The 16,792-nt window shown below is 44.1% G+C and carries 13 protein-coding genes; 6 read left to right on the forward strand and 7 right to left on the reverse strand.

Translation table 11 applies throughout. The annotated features are described in order from the left end of the window. Positions 1 to 118: 118 nt before the first annotated feature. A complete protein-coding gene (locus tag PY092_RS12230; protein ID WP_275616093.1) occupies positions 119 to 2,344 on the reverse strand; it encodes a TonB-dependent receptor in 2,226 nt (741 codons plus the stop codon). 180 nt (positions 2,345 to 2,524) lie between these two features. After that, positions 2,525 to 2,965 carry a hypothetical protein gene (locus PY092_RS12235; protein ID WP_275616094.1) on the reverse strand — a complete coding sequence of 147 codons (441 nt, stop codon included), beginning with the start codon at positions 2,963 to 2,965 and terminating at the stop codon, positions 2,525 to 2,527. Between the two features lie 114 nt (positions 2,966 to 3,079). On the opposite strand from PY092_RS12235, the gene PY092_RS12240 reads away from it, so the two are divergent. Beyond that, positions 3,080 to 3,592 carry a DUF456 domain-containing protein gene (locus PY092_RS12240; protein ID WP_275616095.1) on the forward strand — a complete coding sequence of 171 codons (513 nt, stop codon included), beginning with the start codon at positions 3,080 to 3,082 and terminating at the stop codon, positions 3,590 to 3,592. Here the strand turns inward: PY092_RS12240 and PY092_RS12245 are convergent. Beyond that, positions 3,589 to 4,143, reverse strand: a complete 555-nt coding sequence (locus tag PY092_RS12245; RefSeq protein ID WP_275616096.1) for a nitroreductase family protein — start codon at positions 4,141 to 4,143, stop codon at positions 3,589 to 3,591. The two genes, PY092_RS12240 and PY092_RS12245, sit on opposite strands and share 4 nt — an antisense overlap. 48 nt (positions 4,144 to 4,191) lie before the next feature. After that, complete coding sequence (locus PY092_RS12250; RefSeq protein ID WP_275616097.1) at positions 4,192 to 5,079, reverse strand: LysR family transcriptional regulator; 888 nt, start codon at positions 5,077 to 5,079, stop codon at positions 4,192 to 4,194. Between the two features lie 77 nt (positions 5,080 to 5,156). Between PY092_RS12250 and hutH the strand changes: the two genes are divergently transcribed. Genes hutH through hutG form a run of 4 tightly spaced genes read left to right on the forward strand, consistent with a single transcriptional unit; the run spans position 5,157 to position 10,953 of the window. Next, a complete protein-coding gene (gene hutH / locus PY092_RS12255) occupies positions 5,157 to 6,734 on the forward strand; it encodes a histidine ammonia-lyase (protein ID WP_275616098.1) in 1,578 nt (525 codons plus the stop codon). Position 6,735: 1 nt separating this feature from the next. Further along, entirely contained in the window at positions 6,736 to 7,962 is a 1,227-nt protein-coding gene (gene hutI, locus PY092_RS12260) for an imidazolonepropionase (RefSeq protein ID WP_275616099.1), read from the forward strand. Positions 7,963 to 7,973: 11 nt separating this feature from the next. Beyond that, positions 7,974 to 9,977 carry a urocanate hydratase gene (locus PY092_RS12265; RefSeq protein ID WP_275616100.1) on the forward strand — a complete coding sequence of 668 codons (2,004 nt, stop codon included), beginning with the start codon at positions 7,974 to 7,976 and terminating at the stop codon, positions 9,975 to 9,977. A 4-nt stretch (positions 9,978 to 9,981) separates the two neighbouring features. Further along, entirely contained in the window at positions 9,982 to 10,953 is a 972-nt protein-coding gene (gene hutG, locus PY092_RS12270; RefSeq protein WP_275616101.1) for a formimidoylglutamase, read from the forward strand. A 492-nt stretch (positions 10,954 to 11,445) separates the two neighbouring features. Here hutG and PY092_RS12275 read toward each other — a convergent pair whose 3' ends face one another. Together PY092_RS12275 and PY092_RS12280 are read right to left on the reverse strand one after the other, a co-directional pair. Further along, complete coding sequence (locus tag PY092_RS12275; RefSeq protein WP_275616102.1) at positions 11,446 to 11,895, reverse strand: LexA family protein; 450 nt, start codon at positions 11,893 to 11,895, stop codon at positions 11,446 to 11,448. Further along, positions 11,892 to 13,151 carry a Y-family DNA polymerase gene (locus PY092_RS12280; RefSeq protein WP_275616103.1) on the reverse strand — a complete coding sequence of 420 codons (1,260 nt, stop codon included), beginning with the start codon at positions 13,149 to 13,151 and terminating at the stop codon, positions 11,892 to 11,894. Before PY092_RS12280 ends, PY092_RS12275 begins: the two co-directional genes overlap by 4 nt. 141 nt (positions 13,152 to 13,292) lie before the next feature. Between PY092_RS12280 and PY092_RS12285 the strand changes: the two genes are divergently transcribed. Then, a complete protein-coding gene (locus tag PY092_RS12285; RefSeq protein WP_275616104.1) occupies positions 13,293 to 15,599 on the forward strand; it encodes an FdhF/YdeP family oxidoreductase in 2,307 nt (768 codons plus the stop codon). On the opposite strand, the gene PY092_RS12290 is transcribed toward PY092_RS12285, so the two are convergent. Further along, positions 15,600 to 16,778, reverse strand: coding sequence for an acyl-CoA dehydrogenase family protein (locus tag PY092_RS12290; RefSeq protein WP_275616105.1), 1,179 nt, complete (start codon positions 16,776 to 16,778; stop codon positions 15,600 to 15,602). Positions 16,779 to 16,792 lie beyond the last annotated feature (14 nt).

Below are 16,792 nucleotides of genomic sequence, written 5' to 3' on the forward strand. Positions count from 1 at the left end.
AAATTGGTATTGTTAATGGTTAACGCATCAAATATAACTAAATATTTAGTTTAAACTAATTTTTTAGTTAAAAAATGGATTAAAAATCCGCCAGCGTAGTATACTGGCGGATAATTATTTAGAAAGTTACGGTAACCTTTCCTCGTAAATAAAAAGGTGAGCCCGGGGTAAAATGAATCTCTTCAAAAGAGTTCGGTTCATTGAACAAACGGCTCTCCGTAGCGAATTGTGTTTCGTTCCATTCAGTGTCGAACAGGTTTTCCACAATCAATCCAAAAGTCCAATTGTTCACACTATAATTGAGTGTGGCATCGGTCACAAAATAGCCTTCGGCCACTATGGAGTTGTCCTCATTGGCAGGTCTATCATCGATATACCTGTAGTTCAATCCTCCTGAAAAGCCTTGATCACCTCCCATGGTAAGACCACCGACCATCGTGAAATCGGGTGCCAAGGGTATGTAATCTTCCCCATCTGCCTCTTCAGTGCTACGGGCATGGGTGTAGTTGGCATCGGTATAAAGGTAAAGCCAATCCATGGGCTGGTATCTTGCCCCTACTTCGAGCCCCATTCTTCTGGTTTTTCCGCTAGGTTCCACAATACCTGCGTCACCTACGTACACAAACTCTTGATCCAAGAACAAGGTCCACAATGTAGCGTTCAAGACCAATTTATCCGCTGGTTTTATAATGGTTCCCAAATCCACCCCGTAGGCGGCAGGTAGAATCTCTTCACCTTCGTTTGCCACGACCACTCGGGTATCATTGGAGTGAAAGCCAATACCTGTCTTCAAGAATAACTGAGTGTTCTCGTTTAAACTAAAAATGGTGTTGAATTTAGGGCTAAAAGCCACTTTTTCTTCACTACGGCTATCGTACAGTTCGTTCATCTTATTGATGTAATCGAAACTGAAGTAATCCAACCGCAGGGCGGGTTCAAACGTAAATTTGCCCGATTTGAACTCTGCTCCGGCAAAAGCGTAACCATTTACCTCATCGACATCGCCATAGGCCAAACGATTCAACAATTCTTGACGGTTCAAGGTATGCGACAATTGGTTGTCGTCCACATTATCGTATCTAAAACCGATTCCTGCATGGTACTTGAATCCCGTTTCGCCCAAATTGGCCGAATTGTTCTGAAAAACCATCTTGGCACCCGCCATTAATCGGTCTTCAAACTGCTTGATCTGGTCACCGTTCACAGGGTCGTCCAAGAAAAAGGTAAAGTTGGAATAAAGCTCAAAATCGTAATGGGACACAAATGCCATGGTGTTGAGCGATTTGCCTGTTCCAAGATTCTTGTTATGGTTCAATACAAAATTGGTCCTGCTCGTTTGTCCGCCCTCGGTATCATCAATGGCTCCAAAACGGCCAATCAATCCCTGATCCACGGCACGTTGCGGTATTTGGCCCGATGCATCCCACTTACTGGAAAAGTGCGAAGCCGTCAACAACAACTCCTGATCTCCTGGCAGCGCATATCTATATCGTCCCAAAATGTTGATTCTATTAAAATTCTGAGGCGAATCAAACGGACCATCCGTCAAATACAGTTCGGAAGCCAAGTAGGCATTGCTGTTTTGATTGTCCATCACATTGAACATTCCCATAAACCTACGTGCGCCAAACTGCCCCACTTCGGTGGACAACATACTTTTGTCCAGGCTTTTTCTCAGCTTTAAGTTCACATAACCGGCGGTATTAAAGTTCCCTTGATCAGCGTAATAGGGTCCTTTTCCAAAGTTTACATTTTCTATGGTCTCCGGAATCACAAAGTGAAGGTCCGCGTACCCCTGTCCGTGGGCATGGGACACCATGTTTACGGGCATACCGTCCACATTGATGGCCACATCGGTTCCATGATCCACATCAAAACCTCGCAAGAATATCTGCTCGGCCTTTCCCCCACCAGCGTGTTGGCCAATGATCAGGCCAGGGACCTTTCTTAAAATTTCCTGTGAGGATTTTACAGGATTCGTTTTCACATCAACATCCACCACTCTGCTCAAGGCATCCACTTCGGATACCAAAACCACTTGATCTAAAGAAATAGAGCTCTCTTCAAGGACAATGGTAATCGGGTCTTGCAAATCTGATTGGCTCACCACTTTCGTTTGAGTGGCATAACCGAGTTTTGAAAAATAAACAGTATCGTTTGCCGAAGTCCTGCCAAGAACAAAATGCCCAGTACCATCGGTGTGGCTATGTTGGCCGCTGGTCTTGTTGAAAATTCCAGCATCCTCTATCGGGGAACCAGTTACATCCACCAGCTTCCCCTTTATGTTTTGTGCAGCGATAGTGCCCATGAACAACATGGACAGTGCCGCCATAAAATATTTCATGTCGTTGTCTTTTAATTTGATTTGTGTAAAATTATCTCTCTAATTCATCAAAAAACTGAAGAAGGGGCATGCTGAACTCGTTTCAGCATCCCACAACAAATATTCTGATATTCATGTGACCCTGAAACAAGTTCAAGGTGACGAATTCAAAACTCATTTGAAAAATTAGTTCAGCTTAATTCAACTATGTTGGGGAGGTGGCGTGGTAACGCTTTGCGACCAAAAAGAAGTCATACATTGATAAACCCAATTTCCGTTACCGATTGGCAGCGTTTTAATTTCTGATGCAATACGGATTTCTTTAACAAAATGTTTATCCAATTTAAGGGTAAAATCATCCTTGGATTCTTGTTCATCCGTCTGGCTGGCCTCCAATAAATCCTTTAAGGCTTCCAAAGCTTCGTGTGAATGGCCCACCATGGCCTCTAGCGATGAATAATCAATGGCTTCGTGATCCGATGCAAAATTATGATGGTGTGTCTTGGGAGCCAAAACGTGAGACACCTCGTGAAGGGTCTCCAACACCAGTCCATTAAAAAGTCCGAGTAAATAGAACAGACACATCGCAGCGCATCCCATTCGGATGAACTTTGATTTTGTATGTGTTTTTTTTGGTTTCACGGCTTTTTGATAAGCAGTTTCAAATTTACCCACGAAAAAATTAACATCAGGGTTTTATTTTGATTTTGTTTGTAACAATTGTCGGTTACATTTGTCTAACAGTAAAACACAACCATGGACATTGCATTGCTCATTATCGGGTTTATTTTGATGCTGGTCGGGATATTGGGCAGCTTTTTACCCGTTTTGCCCGGTCCGCCCATAAGTTGGGTCGGATTGCTGTTGCTTTATTTAACCAAAGCTGTCCCAGATAATTGGTGGGTACTTGGAATTACTTTTGTGATAGCCATAGCCATAACCATCTTGGATTATGTGATTCCTGCCATGGGCACCAAACGTTTCGGCGGTAGCAAAGCTGGTATGTGGGGTACCATCATAGGATTGTTGGTCGCCATATTTGTTCCCATATTCGGGCCATTGGGCATTATTATTTGGCCCTTTGTTGGGGCCTTGGTCGGCGAATTATTGAACAAGGCCAATAAAGAAACCGCCATGAAGGCGGCTTTTGGTTCGTTTTTAGGCTTTTTGACGGGTACTTTTATGAAGTTTGTCGTAACTGCATTATACGCCGTTTTTTACGTTTATATTACCATTAAGTACGCAGGCGAACTGTTCACGTTCAGTTAGTCCAGCCACACCACTTTTTCAGAAATAGGGGTTCTGTCAGATGGTTCCACATTACCATCATAATATCCCATAAACAAAAATCCTAGGCATTTTTCACCTTCGTTCAGGTCAAAAAATTCATTCATGAATTTTATAAGCCCGGGAGAGGCCCAATAAGTTCCAATACCCAATTCGGTACAACACAACCACATATTTTGCACCGCCATGGCCACAGAAGCAATCTCTTCCCATTCGGGTAGGCTTTCCTTTGGATCACGTTGCATGCAAATAGCAATAACTGCGGCCGAATTGGAAGGGTTGAACTGTAACTTTTTGATTTTTATTTGCTTTGGCTTGGGGTCCACTTCTTGGTATTTGTTGGATAAAAAAGCACCTAATTCCTGTTTCTTATCTCCCATAAGCACTTTGAACCGCCATGGTTCCGTTTTCTTATGAGTTGGGGCCCAATTTGCGGCTTCTAAAATTTTTTCCAGGGTCTCTTTTGAAATGGGCTTATCCGTAAATTGGGGCGGAAAAATACTTCTTCTTTCCTTGATCAAATCGAAAATCATAATGCTGTATTAAGTTGAATTCCAAAGTTACGCTGCAAAATGTTGCTATCATAATTTCATAAGAAGGTCCATACATTTTTGAAGGGCAGGATTCCGGTTGTCCGTTTTCCAGACCATACTCAAAACCGCTCGCTGTTTTATATTTTTCATTTCGATGAATTTTACCTTCATCTGAAACCCGTATTGAAGCGTGGTCGGCACGATGGCAATACCCAATTTATTCTCCACCAATTTAAAAATGGTCTGTGCATGTACCGATTTATGCGAAACATTGGGCACAAACCCACTATCCTCACAAATACTCAGCACTGTATCATAGTACATGGGACTATAATCTTGGGAAAAAAGAATGAAATCCTCATCTGCAACTTGACTGATATTCTTGAAGTACTTCTCGTCCAAAGGATGATCCTCCGGCAACACCAACGAAAAGGTATCCTCAAAAACAGGTTTCACATCCAAGCCTTTGGGCACTCGGGACAATCGCACAAAGCCCAAATCCAATCGGTCGGCCAGTATTGCATTGATCTGTGCACGGTTGGATAGTTCCTCCAGAGTAGTATGGACGGTAGGGTACTTTTCTTTCAGCCCCAACAACAAATTGGGAACCACATTTTGCATGGCCGAACCCAAAAAGCCGATGCGCACCTCCCCTAATTGTCCCTCTCCGATAAGTTTGACCTGTTTTTTGGTCTGTTCCAGATGATTCAAGATAAATTCCACCTCCTTTTTCAAAAATTCACCAGCAGGGGTCAGGCTTACCTTTTTTTTGTCCCTCACAAAAAGTTGAGTGCCCAGTATCTCCTCCATTTGTTTGATTTGCGTGCTCAAACCTGGCTGGGAAATAAACAACTTCTCAGCTGCTTTCCTATAATGAAGTTCTTCTGCCACGGCCAAAAAATAAATGAAGTGTCGCAGTTCTATTTGATAATTCATACTTATTGATTGTTACAAAAATAAGTATTGGTAATTATTAAACCTAAATGGTAATTTTATTCAAAAGAAAAAAACACATGGCGATAGACCGAACATTTCTATTTGGCGAAGACCATTTGACCGCAAGCATAGCTTTGGGCATGGCCCATGGTGCCATAAAAGGTATTTTCTCCGATAAATGCCTAAAAAATGTAAATGCAAGTTACCAACGCGTTCAGCGTATCGTGGAAAAAGGTGATACGGTGTACGGCATCAATACGGGGTTTGGACCTTTGTGCAACACCAAAATTTCCAAGGAGGACACCAAAATACTTCAATCCAACATATTGCAAAGCCATAGTGTGGGAGTGGGCCACCCCATCTCCGCAGAGTTGGCAAAAATTATGTTGATCCTGAAAATCCATGCCTTGGCGAAAGGATATTCCGGAATTGCCGAAACCACCCTGCAACGCATGCTTTGGCATTTGGACAACGATGCCATTCCCGTGGTTCCCTCCCAAGGTTCAGTTGGGGCTTCTGGGGATTTGGCACCGCTATCCCATTTATTTTTGCCCTTAATCGGTCTGGGCAAGGTGGAATACCACGGAAAGACCATTCCAACACAAGAACTTTTTAAACAAACAGGGTTAAAACCGCTTGAATTAGGTCCAAAGGAAGGGCTTGCATTGATCAACGGCACCCAATTTATTGCCGCCCATGGGGTAATGGTTGTTCACAAATTGCAGTATTGCTTACGCCATGCAGATATTATTGGTGCCATGATGCTCGAAGGATTACAAGGTTCCATGAAGCCCTTTTTTGAGGAACTACATGAATTGCGACCTTTCAAAGGCAACCAACATGTAGCAGGCAGAATCCGAACATTGCTCCAAGGTTCCGAGATTTTGGAAGACCATATTGACTGCGAACGGGTTCAGGACCCTTACTCCCTTCGTTGCATGCCACAGGTGCATGGTGCTTCACGAAATGCTTGGCTACACTTAAAGGAACTCTTGGAAATCGAGCTCAATTCGGTTACCGATAACCCTGTCATCATTAATGATGAATTGACCATCAGCGGTGGAAATTTCCACGGCCAACCCTTGGCCATGGCCTTGGATTATGCCGCTCTGGCCGCTTCGGAAATCGGAAATATCTCCGACCGACGCATCTATTTGGCCCTAGAAGGCAACAGTCCAGGTGTTCCAAAATTGCTGATGAACGATACGGGCATCAATTCCGGTTACATGATTTTACAGTACACTTCCGCGGCATTGGCCAGCGAGAACAAAAGTCTGTGTTTCCCTGCCAGTGCCGATAGCATCCCCACCTCATTGGGGCAGGAAGACCATGTGAGCATGGGATCTATTAGCGGTAGAAAAGCACTCAATATTATTGAGAATGTAGAGAAAATCCTGGCTATTGAGTTATTGACCTCAGCACAGGCATTTGAGTACAGAAAGCCATTAAAATCAGGTATAGTATTGGATGAAATCCATACATTCCTTCGAACCAAAGTCGCCTTTGCCGAAAACGACCGTGTTTTTGCAGATGATATTGAAAAAGGAATCGAAATCATTCAAAATCGAGAAATCATTGATTTGGTAGACCGTGTGATGGATGAAAAACAACTAAAGTGGAACACCCCACATCTTGAAGAATTTGAAACATATTAACATGAACAGACCACTATTAATAGGACCCTTTGCCCAATTGCTTCCCATGACGAGACTCCCTTTAAAGGGAGCTTTAAAAGATGAGCAATTGCCCATTATCGAAAATGGGGGCATCTTGGTTTCCGATGGAAAAATTCTCAAAGTTGGGGTTTTTGACGCATTGAAATCCAGTGACGTCGACATCCACTATATCGAAGGAAAACAAGTTTGCCTTCCTGGCTTTGTGGATTCCCATACCCATATCTGTTTTGGCGGTACCCGAGCACGCGATTATGCCTACCGAAATGCGGGGAAAACCTATTTGGAGATTGCCAAAGCAGGTGGTGGCATCTGGGACACCGTAACCCAAACACGAAAAGCTTCACAAGACAAATTGGTTGAAGGAATCGTTTACAGAAGCCAAAAACATTTAAAAAATGGCGTCACCACCATCGAAGTGAAAAGCGGTTACGGTCTTTCCGTGAATGAGGAACTGAAAATGCTACGCGCCATCAAAAAGGCCAATGAAACTTCAAATGCGACTTTAGTTCCGACCTGTTTGGCAGCCCACATGAAGCCCAAAGATTGGAATCAGGACAAGGATTATCTAGATGTAATCATAAAGGAATTGTTCCCAATCATTAAAAAAGAAAACTTGGCAAATCGTGTGGACGCCTTTGTAGAGGAAAGTGCTTTTTCTCCAGAGGAAATCAAACCTTATTTCCAAAAAGCGAAAGAAATGGGATTTGATATCACGGTACATGCTGACCAATTTACCACAGGGGGCAGTCAAGTTGCCGTGGATTTTGATGCTGTAAGTGCCGACCATCTAGAAGCCAGTACCGAAAAAGAGATTCAATTACTGGCCAAGAGCAATACCATTGCAACGGCATTGCCCGGAGCATCTCTCGGTTTGGGATGCGACTACACCCCTGCCCGTAAAATTTTGGATGCAGGCGGTGCTCTTTCTATTGCAAGTGACCATAATCCAGGGTCTGCTCCCATGGGCGACCTATTGACACAAGCCAGTATTTTGGGAACCTTTGAAAAATTGTCCAACACCGAAGTTTTGGCCGGCATCACTTATAGGGCCGCAGCTGCTTTACGATTGGCCGACCGAGGAAAACTGGAAGCCGGTGCAGTGGCAGATTTTGTGGTTTTCCCAACAGATAATTATCAAGAAATCACCTATCGCCAAGGACAATTAAAGCCCAGTGCTGTTTGGAAAAATGGAACACCTATCCACTAAAACATTGCATCATGACCGAATTTCAGCAACAAATATTACAAGGCATACCCGAACAGCTTCCTTCAAAAAAGGCCTATCCCAAAAATGGGAACCCAGCTCCAAAACGAAAAGATATCCTTTCCAAAGAAGAGAAAAAACTGGCCGTACAAAATGCGCTACGGTATTTTCCAGAGGCTTGGCACAAGGAACTCGCATCCGAATTTGCAGAGGAACTAAAAACCTATGGCCGAGTCTACATGCATAGGTTCAAGCCCGATTATAAAATGTATGCCCGACCGATTTCGGAATATCCTGCCAAAACGCATCAGGCAGCAGCCATTATGCTCATGATCCAGAATAATTTGGACCCTGCAGTGGCACAACACCCTGAGGAATTGATTACCTACGGAGGCAATGGAGCAGTTTTCCAAAACTGGGCACAGTACCTGCTTACCATGAAATATTTGGCAGAGATGACCGAGGAACAGACCTTGAACATGTATTCAGGTCACCCGATGGGGCTTTTTCCATCATCCAAAGAAGCACCAAGAGTAGTGGTCAGCAATGGCATGATGATTCCGAACTACTCCAAGCCCGACGATTGGGAACGTTTCAATGCGCTTGGAGTGACACAATATGGGCAAATGACAGCAGGTTCTTATATGTACATTGGTCCTCAGGGAATTGTCCACGGAACGGCCATCACAGTCATGAACGCTTTCCGGAAAGTTTTAGAGAAAAGCGAATCCCCAAAAGGAAAGATTTTCTTGACCGCTGGACTTGGTGGCATGAGTGGAGCCCAACCCAAAGCAGGGAACATCGCGGGAGGCATCACCATTTGTGCGGAAGTCAATCCCGAAGCTGCCAAAAAACGTCACGACCAAGGTTGGGTAGATGAACTTTTGGTGGATTTGGACCTATTGGTTGTCCGAACAAAAGAGGCTGTTGAAAACAAGGAAGTGGTTTCCTTGGCCTATATCGGAAACGTAGTGGATGTTTGGGAACGTTTTTACGAAGCCAACATTTTTGTTCAACTGGGTTCCGACCAAACCTCATTGCACAACCCCTGGGCAGGTGGTTACTATCCCGCTGGACTCTCTTTTGAAGAATCCAATGCCATGATGGTGGAAAATCCAGAAGCGTTCAAGGAAAAAGTACAGGAATCGCTGCGAAGACAAATCAATGCCATCAACAAGCACACTGCAAAAGGCACTTACTTTTTTGATTATGGAAATGCCTTTTTATTGGAAGTTTCCCGTGCTGGTGGCGACGTGATGGCCGAAAACAACATTGATTTCAGATATCCTTCCTACGTACAGGATATTTTAGGGCCTATGTGTTTCGACTATGGATTTGGCCCATTCCGATGGGTATGCACTTCTGGCGATGCTAAAGACCTTCAAAAAACGGATGCCATTGCTTTAGAAGTGATGAAAAAGATAAAATCCGAAGCTCCTGAAGAAATCCAACAGCAAATGCAGGATAACATCAAATGGATTTCGGAAGCGGAACAAAATAAATTGGTGGTAGGCTCGCAAGCTCGAATCCTGTATGCCGATGCCGAGGGACGTAGCAAGATTGCGGACGCCTTCAACACGGCTATTGCCAAGGGAGAAATCAGTGCTCCCGTAGTATTGGGCAGGGACCATCACGATGTTAGTGGCACAGATTCTCCCTTTAGGGAGACCAGTAATATTTACGACGGTAGCAAGTTCACCGCCGATATGGCCATCCAAAATGTGATAGGTAATAGTTTTAGGGGAGCCACTTGGGTCTCCATCCACAATGGTGGCGGCGTTGGTTGGGGAGAAGTGATCAACGGCGGTTTTGGCATGGTACTCGACGGTTCCGAAGAAGCCTCTAACCGATTGAAAAAGATGTTATTCTTTGATGTGAACAACGGTATTTCCCGCAGAAGCTGGGCGAGGAACAAAGAAGCCCGCTTTGCCATTGAACGAGAAATGGAGCGCTCTCCAGATTTAAAGGTAACTTTGCCCCACATAGTGGAACCCGATATTTTGGACCATCTTTTTTAATGTGATGAAACACTACGAACACCCTAAAAAGAACCTTTGGACAGGTCGAATCTCCAATAAGTGGCTGTACCTGCACGAAAAAGTGCATTGTACACCCTTGGAGGAACTTCCCGAGGCCCAAAAAAAATCCATAGCGCTTTTGGGCTATGCCTGTGACGTCGGAGTACACCGTAACCAAGGTCGTATTGGAGCTGCTGAGGGTCCGGATGCCATTAAAAGCAGTTTTGCCAAAATGCCCAACCATTTGGGAAGCAATGTGCTCTTGCACGATGTGGGTTCCATTACCTGCGCCAATAGTGATATGGAGTCTGCCCAAAATCAGCTTGCCAAAGCAGTCACAACCCTCTTGGATAGAAAACAATTCCCAATTGTTTTGGGTGGCGGACATGATATGGCCTATGGACATTACAACGGCATCAAAACATATTTGGACACCAAAAAAGCAGGACAGACTATCGGCATCATCAATTTTGATGCGCATTTTGATTTGCGGAAAAACATAGAACAAAGCAATTCGGGCACTCCGTTTTATCAGATAGCCAAGGACTGCGAAAAAAAGGGCATCGATTTTAACTATCTCTGTCTCGGTATCCGAAAAGATGCCAATGATAGAAACTTATTTCAAACCGCAAGGGACCTTGATGTCATTTATGTGATGAATGACACTTTCCAAGTCCCATTGTTGAATGAAATCACGACTTGGATCAATGCCTTTACCAAAAACGTGGACCACATTTATGTGACCATTGACCTGGATGGGTTCTCCTCTGCCTATGCACCCGGGGTAAGCGCGGCTTCGCCCATGGGCTTTAGCCCGTATATGGTTTTGGAATGCTTAAAAACGATTATCGGCTCTGGAAAATTGATCAGCTTGGACATCGCCGAGATGAATCCCAAGTACGATATTGACGGGCAAACGACAAAATTGGCCGCTTCACTCGTGCATCATGTGGTACATACTATTACCCAAACTTAATACAGCCATCAAACTGTCATTCTGAACTGAGCGAAGAATCTGTTATGGCCGTTATGCTATTGCTTGTTTGACACGGATTTCCACTAATACTACTATGTAATTCATTAGGAAAGGATTCCGCTTTTCATCGGAATTTGTTCTACCTGGCATTTTGAACAAGTTCAAAACTGGGTCTCACAAACAAAAAAAGCCTTCCAAAAGGAAAGCCTTTCATTGGCGAGCATCGGTTTGATGCTTCAACCCGATTCCAATCATCGCGATTGGAATCCAACACAACGGGACAAAGATAGCAAAGGTTTTTGAACTTGCCTTCTTTTCAAGAAAAATCAAGCTAAAATCATTCCAAAGGAATATACCCAACATTCAAAGTATTGCTAAGGTTTAACAGAAATGGCACTAATTTTCACTAATAAAATAATTCTCCACATTATCTTGAACCCGGGGTCAATCTCTCGACTGCGCTCGAGATGACATTGTTCCACTATTAAGAAATCATATAGCTTTGATCACATAGGTGACCACTCCCCAAATCAATAAATCGGTGTCCTTGGATACCTTGATGGGTTTGTAGCTTTTATTCTCAGGCATCAATGTTATGGCGTTCTTTTCTATATGCAGCCGCTTTACTGTAAATTCTCCGTCCAAAAAACAAACGGCTATTTTACCGTGCTCAGCTTCCATACTACGGTCTATGATCAAGAGGTCTCCGTCATCAAGCCCAGCATCTATCATAGATTTTCCACTCACGCGTGCGTAGAAAGTCGCTTCTTTGTTTTTGACCAAGGTTTTGTCCAAACTAATTCGCTTCTCCTTAAAATCGTCTGCCGGCGAAGGAAATCCTGCCGAAACGGTGTTATTGGAGATGGGAATGGTCACATCTTCGTTCTCATCCGGTGCGAAAAAAGTAAGGGCATCTGTGCTTGAAGGTTTCCTTGAGGTCATTTTACCACTATAATTTCATTGATATTCGTAGTGTATCTTGGAGAAAGGTGTTTTTGGCGCATCTTCCAAGTCCTCTCCAAATCTTGATTGGCGATTTTCATTTTGTTGGTGCCATACTTGTTGTTGATTCCGTCCATAACCTGCATAAGTTTATGGTGTTTTGGATTTTCGGTCAGGAACAGGTCCAATTGCCGTTCATTGGTGGGGACCAGTCCCGATACGATCACTCCTGCCCTTTTGTATTTGATGCCTGGTTTAAAAAGTGAAACGGCTGCTTTAACTGCATAGTTGCTTATGGTCAAGCTTGAATCCGTAGCATAGGGCAAGGTAACAATAAGGCTACTTCTATCCTGTGGCTCATCTTTTTTATGTCTGTCGCTTCTCAAGAGCACCACTAGATAATTGCAACTGCTTCCTTGGTTCCGCAATTTTTCGGCACAACTGGTCGCAAAGGTGGATATCCGTTCCTTGATATTTTCCATATCGGAATAGGTGCTTTCAAAGCTTCGTGTGGTCGCAATGGCTTTTTTGTCGCGGGTGTCGTCATCCAAATCCAATGTTGGTTTGCCCTCCAAATCTTTTTTTAGCCTAAGACCGATAATGGCCATTTGTTTCCGTACCCATTCATCCTGTAATTGGGTAAAATCATAGGCTGTTTTTACATTTCTGGTCTGAAGTCGCTTCAGATTTCCCCGTCCTATCCCCCATACACTCTCTATTTTTGTCCATTTCAATGCTTTTATCCGTCTCTCTTCGGATTGAACCACATACACGCCACCTGTTTTTGATTTCAGCTTTTTGGCGATTTTATTGGCGACCTTGGCCAATCCCTTTGTGGGTGCAATTCCTATACTGATGGGAATGCCAGTGCATTTTTGGACAGTCCGTTGGATTTCCCTGCCGTAAGCATCAAAATCATAATTCTTAAAACCATCAAACTTTAAAAAAGCCTCATCCACACTGTAGACCTCCATATCCGGAGTGAATGTACCGAGAATGTTCATCACTCTGGCACTCATATCCCCATACAGAGGGTAATTGGACGAAAATACCTTGATGCCATTCTCCTTACAGAATTGCCTATACTTAAATTCCGGGGCGCCCATGGGCAGCCCAAGTACCTTCGCTTCATCACTACGCGAGATAAAACAACCATCATTATTGGACAGGATCCCCATAGGAACATTATTGTACTGAGGTTGAAAGGCCCGCTCACACGAGGCATAGAAGTTATTGCAATCTACAAGGGCAAACATGCTTTAAAATACTCGATTTTCACTAAATTACATAGGAAATCCATTGTAATTCAAATTTGAACCAAAGGTAATCCCGTTCGGCGTGGAATTGCCCAAAGTGAGGAAAAATAATTATCCCGCACCAAAATCCTATATTAGAGCATGGAAACAGAGATTAAGCGCAAGGTTTCCCTTACCGGGGACATCAAATTCACTGGACTGCGCCTAAAAGAACCCATGCATACTTCTGCGGGTCTTTTAGGAGTAAAGGAAGCATTACGGCACACTTTTAAGGAAATGGGCATTATGCGTTCCATGCGAACTCTTTTGGAAATGAACCAAGAGGATGGTTTTCGATGTCCCAGTTGTGCTTGGCCCGTTCCCGAACATCCATCAAAAATTGCAGAGTACTGCGAAAATGGGGCAAAAGCATTGGCTGATGAAGCCACTCTAGAACATGTTGATGCCGATTTTTTTGCGGAACACTCCGTGGAGGAACTGTCCATGTTAAGTGATTTTGAGCTCAACAAATTAGGGCGTGTGGTTGAACCCATGGTTCTGCAGCCAAATAGTGTCCATTACGAACCTATAACATGGCAAGATGCCCTTGAATTGATTTCCGAAAAGTTGCACAATTTAAAAGACCCGAACGAGGCTATTTTTTACACTTCGGGCCGATCGAGCAACGAGGCAGCATATCTCTACGGGATGTTCGCCCGTGCCTTTGGCACAAACAATATGCCCGATTGTTCCAATATGTGCCACGAGTCATCTGGAGTGGCACTTTCAGAAACGTTGGGTATTGGGAAGGGTTCCGTAAAACTGGACGATCTCTATGGAGCGGAAGTTATTCTGGTGGTGGGACAAAATCCTGGCACCAATCATCCAAGAATGCTATCGGCCTTGGAAAAATGCAAAAAGAATGGCGGGAAGATCATCAGTATAAATCCATTGGCCGAAACGGGATTGGTCAATTTTAAAAACCCGCAAAGTATTTCGGACATGTTGGGGAACGGACAACCGATTGCCGACATCCATTTACCGGTAAAAATCAATGAGGATATCGCCTTGGCCAAATTGATCTTGAAAAAGCTAGTTGCACTCGATGCCAAAAACAACAATGTCCTTGACCATGAATTCATTGTGGAATATGTCGATGGTTATGATGATCTGTTGAAAGACCTTGATCACTACGACATGGAAAGCCTTCAACGCAGAAGTGGGGTGTACATGCGAAAAATAGACAAGGTAGTGGAATTATTGGCTGAAAACTCCAAAATTGTGATCTGCTGGGCCATGGGAATTACCCAACATAAAAATGCAGTGGAGTGCATCAAGGAATATGTGAATATTTTGTTGCTCAAGGGAGCCGTAGGAAAACCCTTTGCTGGGACTTGTCCTGTGCGGGGCCATAGCAATGTACAGGGAGATCGCTCGGTGGGCATCATGCACTACGTGAACAAAACCTTGAACGAGAATATCCAGAAGCATCTCAATTTTGACCCTCCCACCGAAAAAGGGTATGATACGGTGGAGGCCATCGAGGCCATGCACGAGGAAAAAGCCAAGGTTTTTGTTTGTTTGGGCGGTAATTTTTTGATGGCTGCCTCAGATACCCAATACACGGCCGAAGCCATTCAAAATTGTGATTTGACCGTACAAATCAGCACCAAACTGAATCGAAGTCATTTGGTAACGGGCAAAACTGCATTGTTGTTACCCACTTTCGGGCGTTCCGAAAAAGATGAAAAGAACGGCGAGCTCCAATTTTTGACCATGGAAAGCAGTACGGGCAAGGTTAGACAGAGCAAAGGCCTATTACAACCGGCTTCGGAACACATTAAAAGTGAACCTGAAATCATTGCTCTTTTGGCACACACTTATTTTCGAGGCAACCACTCCATGAATTGGTATGAGTTGGGCCAGGATTACAACCTCATCCGAAAATTGATAGACAAAACAGTGAAGGGATTCGAAAATACCAGCGAACAATCCAAAGGGTTTGGATATTACCTGCCCAATAATGTTCGTAATCGTGATTTTAGGATGCTTCCCAACGGAATGGCACAATTGTCCATTACCTCGTTGCCCGACCATCAATTGGAACCCGATGAGTTATTATTGATGACCATTCGCTCGCATGACCAATTCAACACCACCATTTATGGGTTGAATGATAGGTATCGTGGCATCCATAACGAACGGCGTGTGGTTTTTATGAATGAAGAGGATATGGTTGAAAAAGGACTGTCACAACTGGATGTCATCAATCTACACAGCAATTATGATGGTATCCGAAGAATGGCAGAAAAATTCTTGGTAGTGACCTACGAAATACCAAAGGGAAACCTGGCCGCATATTTTCCTGAGACCAATATGTTGGTGCCCCACAATCATTTTGCGGACAAGAGCCAGACGCCCATTAGCAAATCCATTAAGGTAAGCGTGGAGAAAATTCCTCGAACTTGATTATTTGAACGCAGGGATTCCCGTAATATCAGCACCTGTGATCAATAAGTGAATATCGTGAGTGCCTTCGTAGGTAATCACACTTTCGAGATTCATCATGTGGCGCATAATGCTGTATTCTCCTGTGATGCCCATTCCACCCAACATTTGTCGTGCTTCGCGGGCAATTTTGATGGCCATTTCCACATTGTTCCGTTTGGCCATGGAAATCTGTGCGGTTGATGCCTTGCCCTCGTTCTTTAACTGTCCCAAACGAAAAGCCAATAACTGGGCCTTGGTGATTTCCGTGATCATTTCGGCCAATTTCTTTTGCTGAAGCTGGTATGCGGCAATGGGCTTCCCAAATTGGACACGCTCTTTGGCATAACGAAGTGCGGTATCATAGCAATCCATGGCGGCTCCAATAGCTCCCCATGCAATACCGTAGCGGGCGGAATCCAAACAACCAAGTGGTGCTCCGAGTCCGCTTTTACCAGGCAAAAGGTTTTCTTTGGGCACTTTTACATCATCAAAAATAAGTTCACCCGTAGCCGACGCCCTCAACGACCATTTATTGTGGGTCTCTGGAGTGGAAAAGCCTTCCATTCCACGTTCCACGATAAGTCCATGGATTCTACCTTCTTCATTTTTGGCCCAAACAACGGCCACATCTGCAAATGGTGAGTTGGAAATCCACAATTTGGCGCCGTTCAATATGTAATGGTCACCAGCGTCCTTGAACTTGGTCTCCATACCTCCGGGGTTGGAGCCATGGTTGGGTTCTGTAAGTCCAAAACAGCCCATCCACTCCCCCATTGCCAACTTGGGCAGATATTTTTTGCGCTGTTCTTCGGTTCCGTAAGCAAATATGGGATACATCACCAAAGAAGACTGTACGGAAGCGGTAGAGCGAACGCCACTATCGCCACGCTCGATCTCTTGCATGATCAACCCATAGCTGATTTGATCCAAGCCTGCCCCTCCATATTCTTCGGGAATGTAGGGGCCAAAAGCACCGATTTCGGCCAATCCTCCAATAATCTGTTCAGGGAACTCTGCCTTTTGGGCATATTCCTCAATAATTGGGGATATATCCCGCTTTACCCATTGGCGGGCAGCATCACGAACCAGTTTATGTTCCTCGGAAAGTAAATCATCAAGGTTGTAGTAATCTGGGGCTTCAAATAAGTCGGGCTTCATCTATATTTAATTTT

Origin of the sequence: Flagellimonas yonaguniensis, assembly GCF_029193885.1 — a bacterium.
Taxonomy (GTDB): Bacteria; Bacteroidota; Bacteroidia; order Flavobacteriales; family Flavobacteriaceae; genus Flagellimonas; species Flagellimonas yonaguniensis.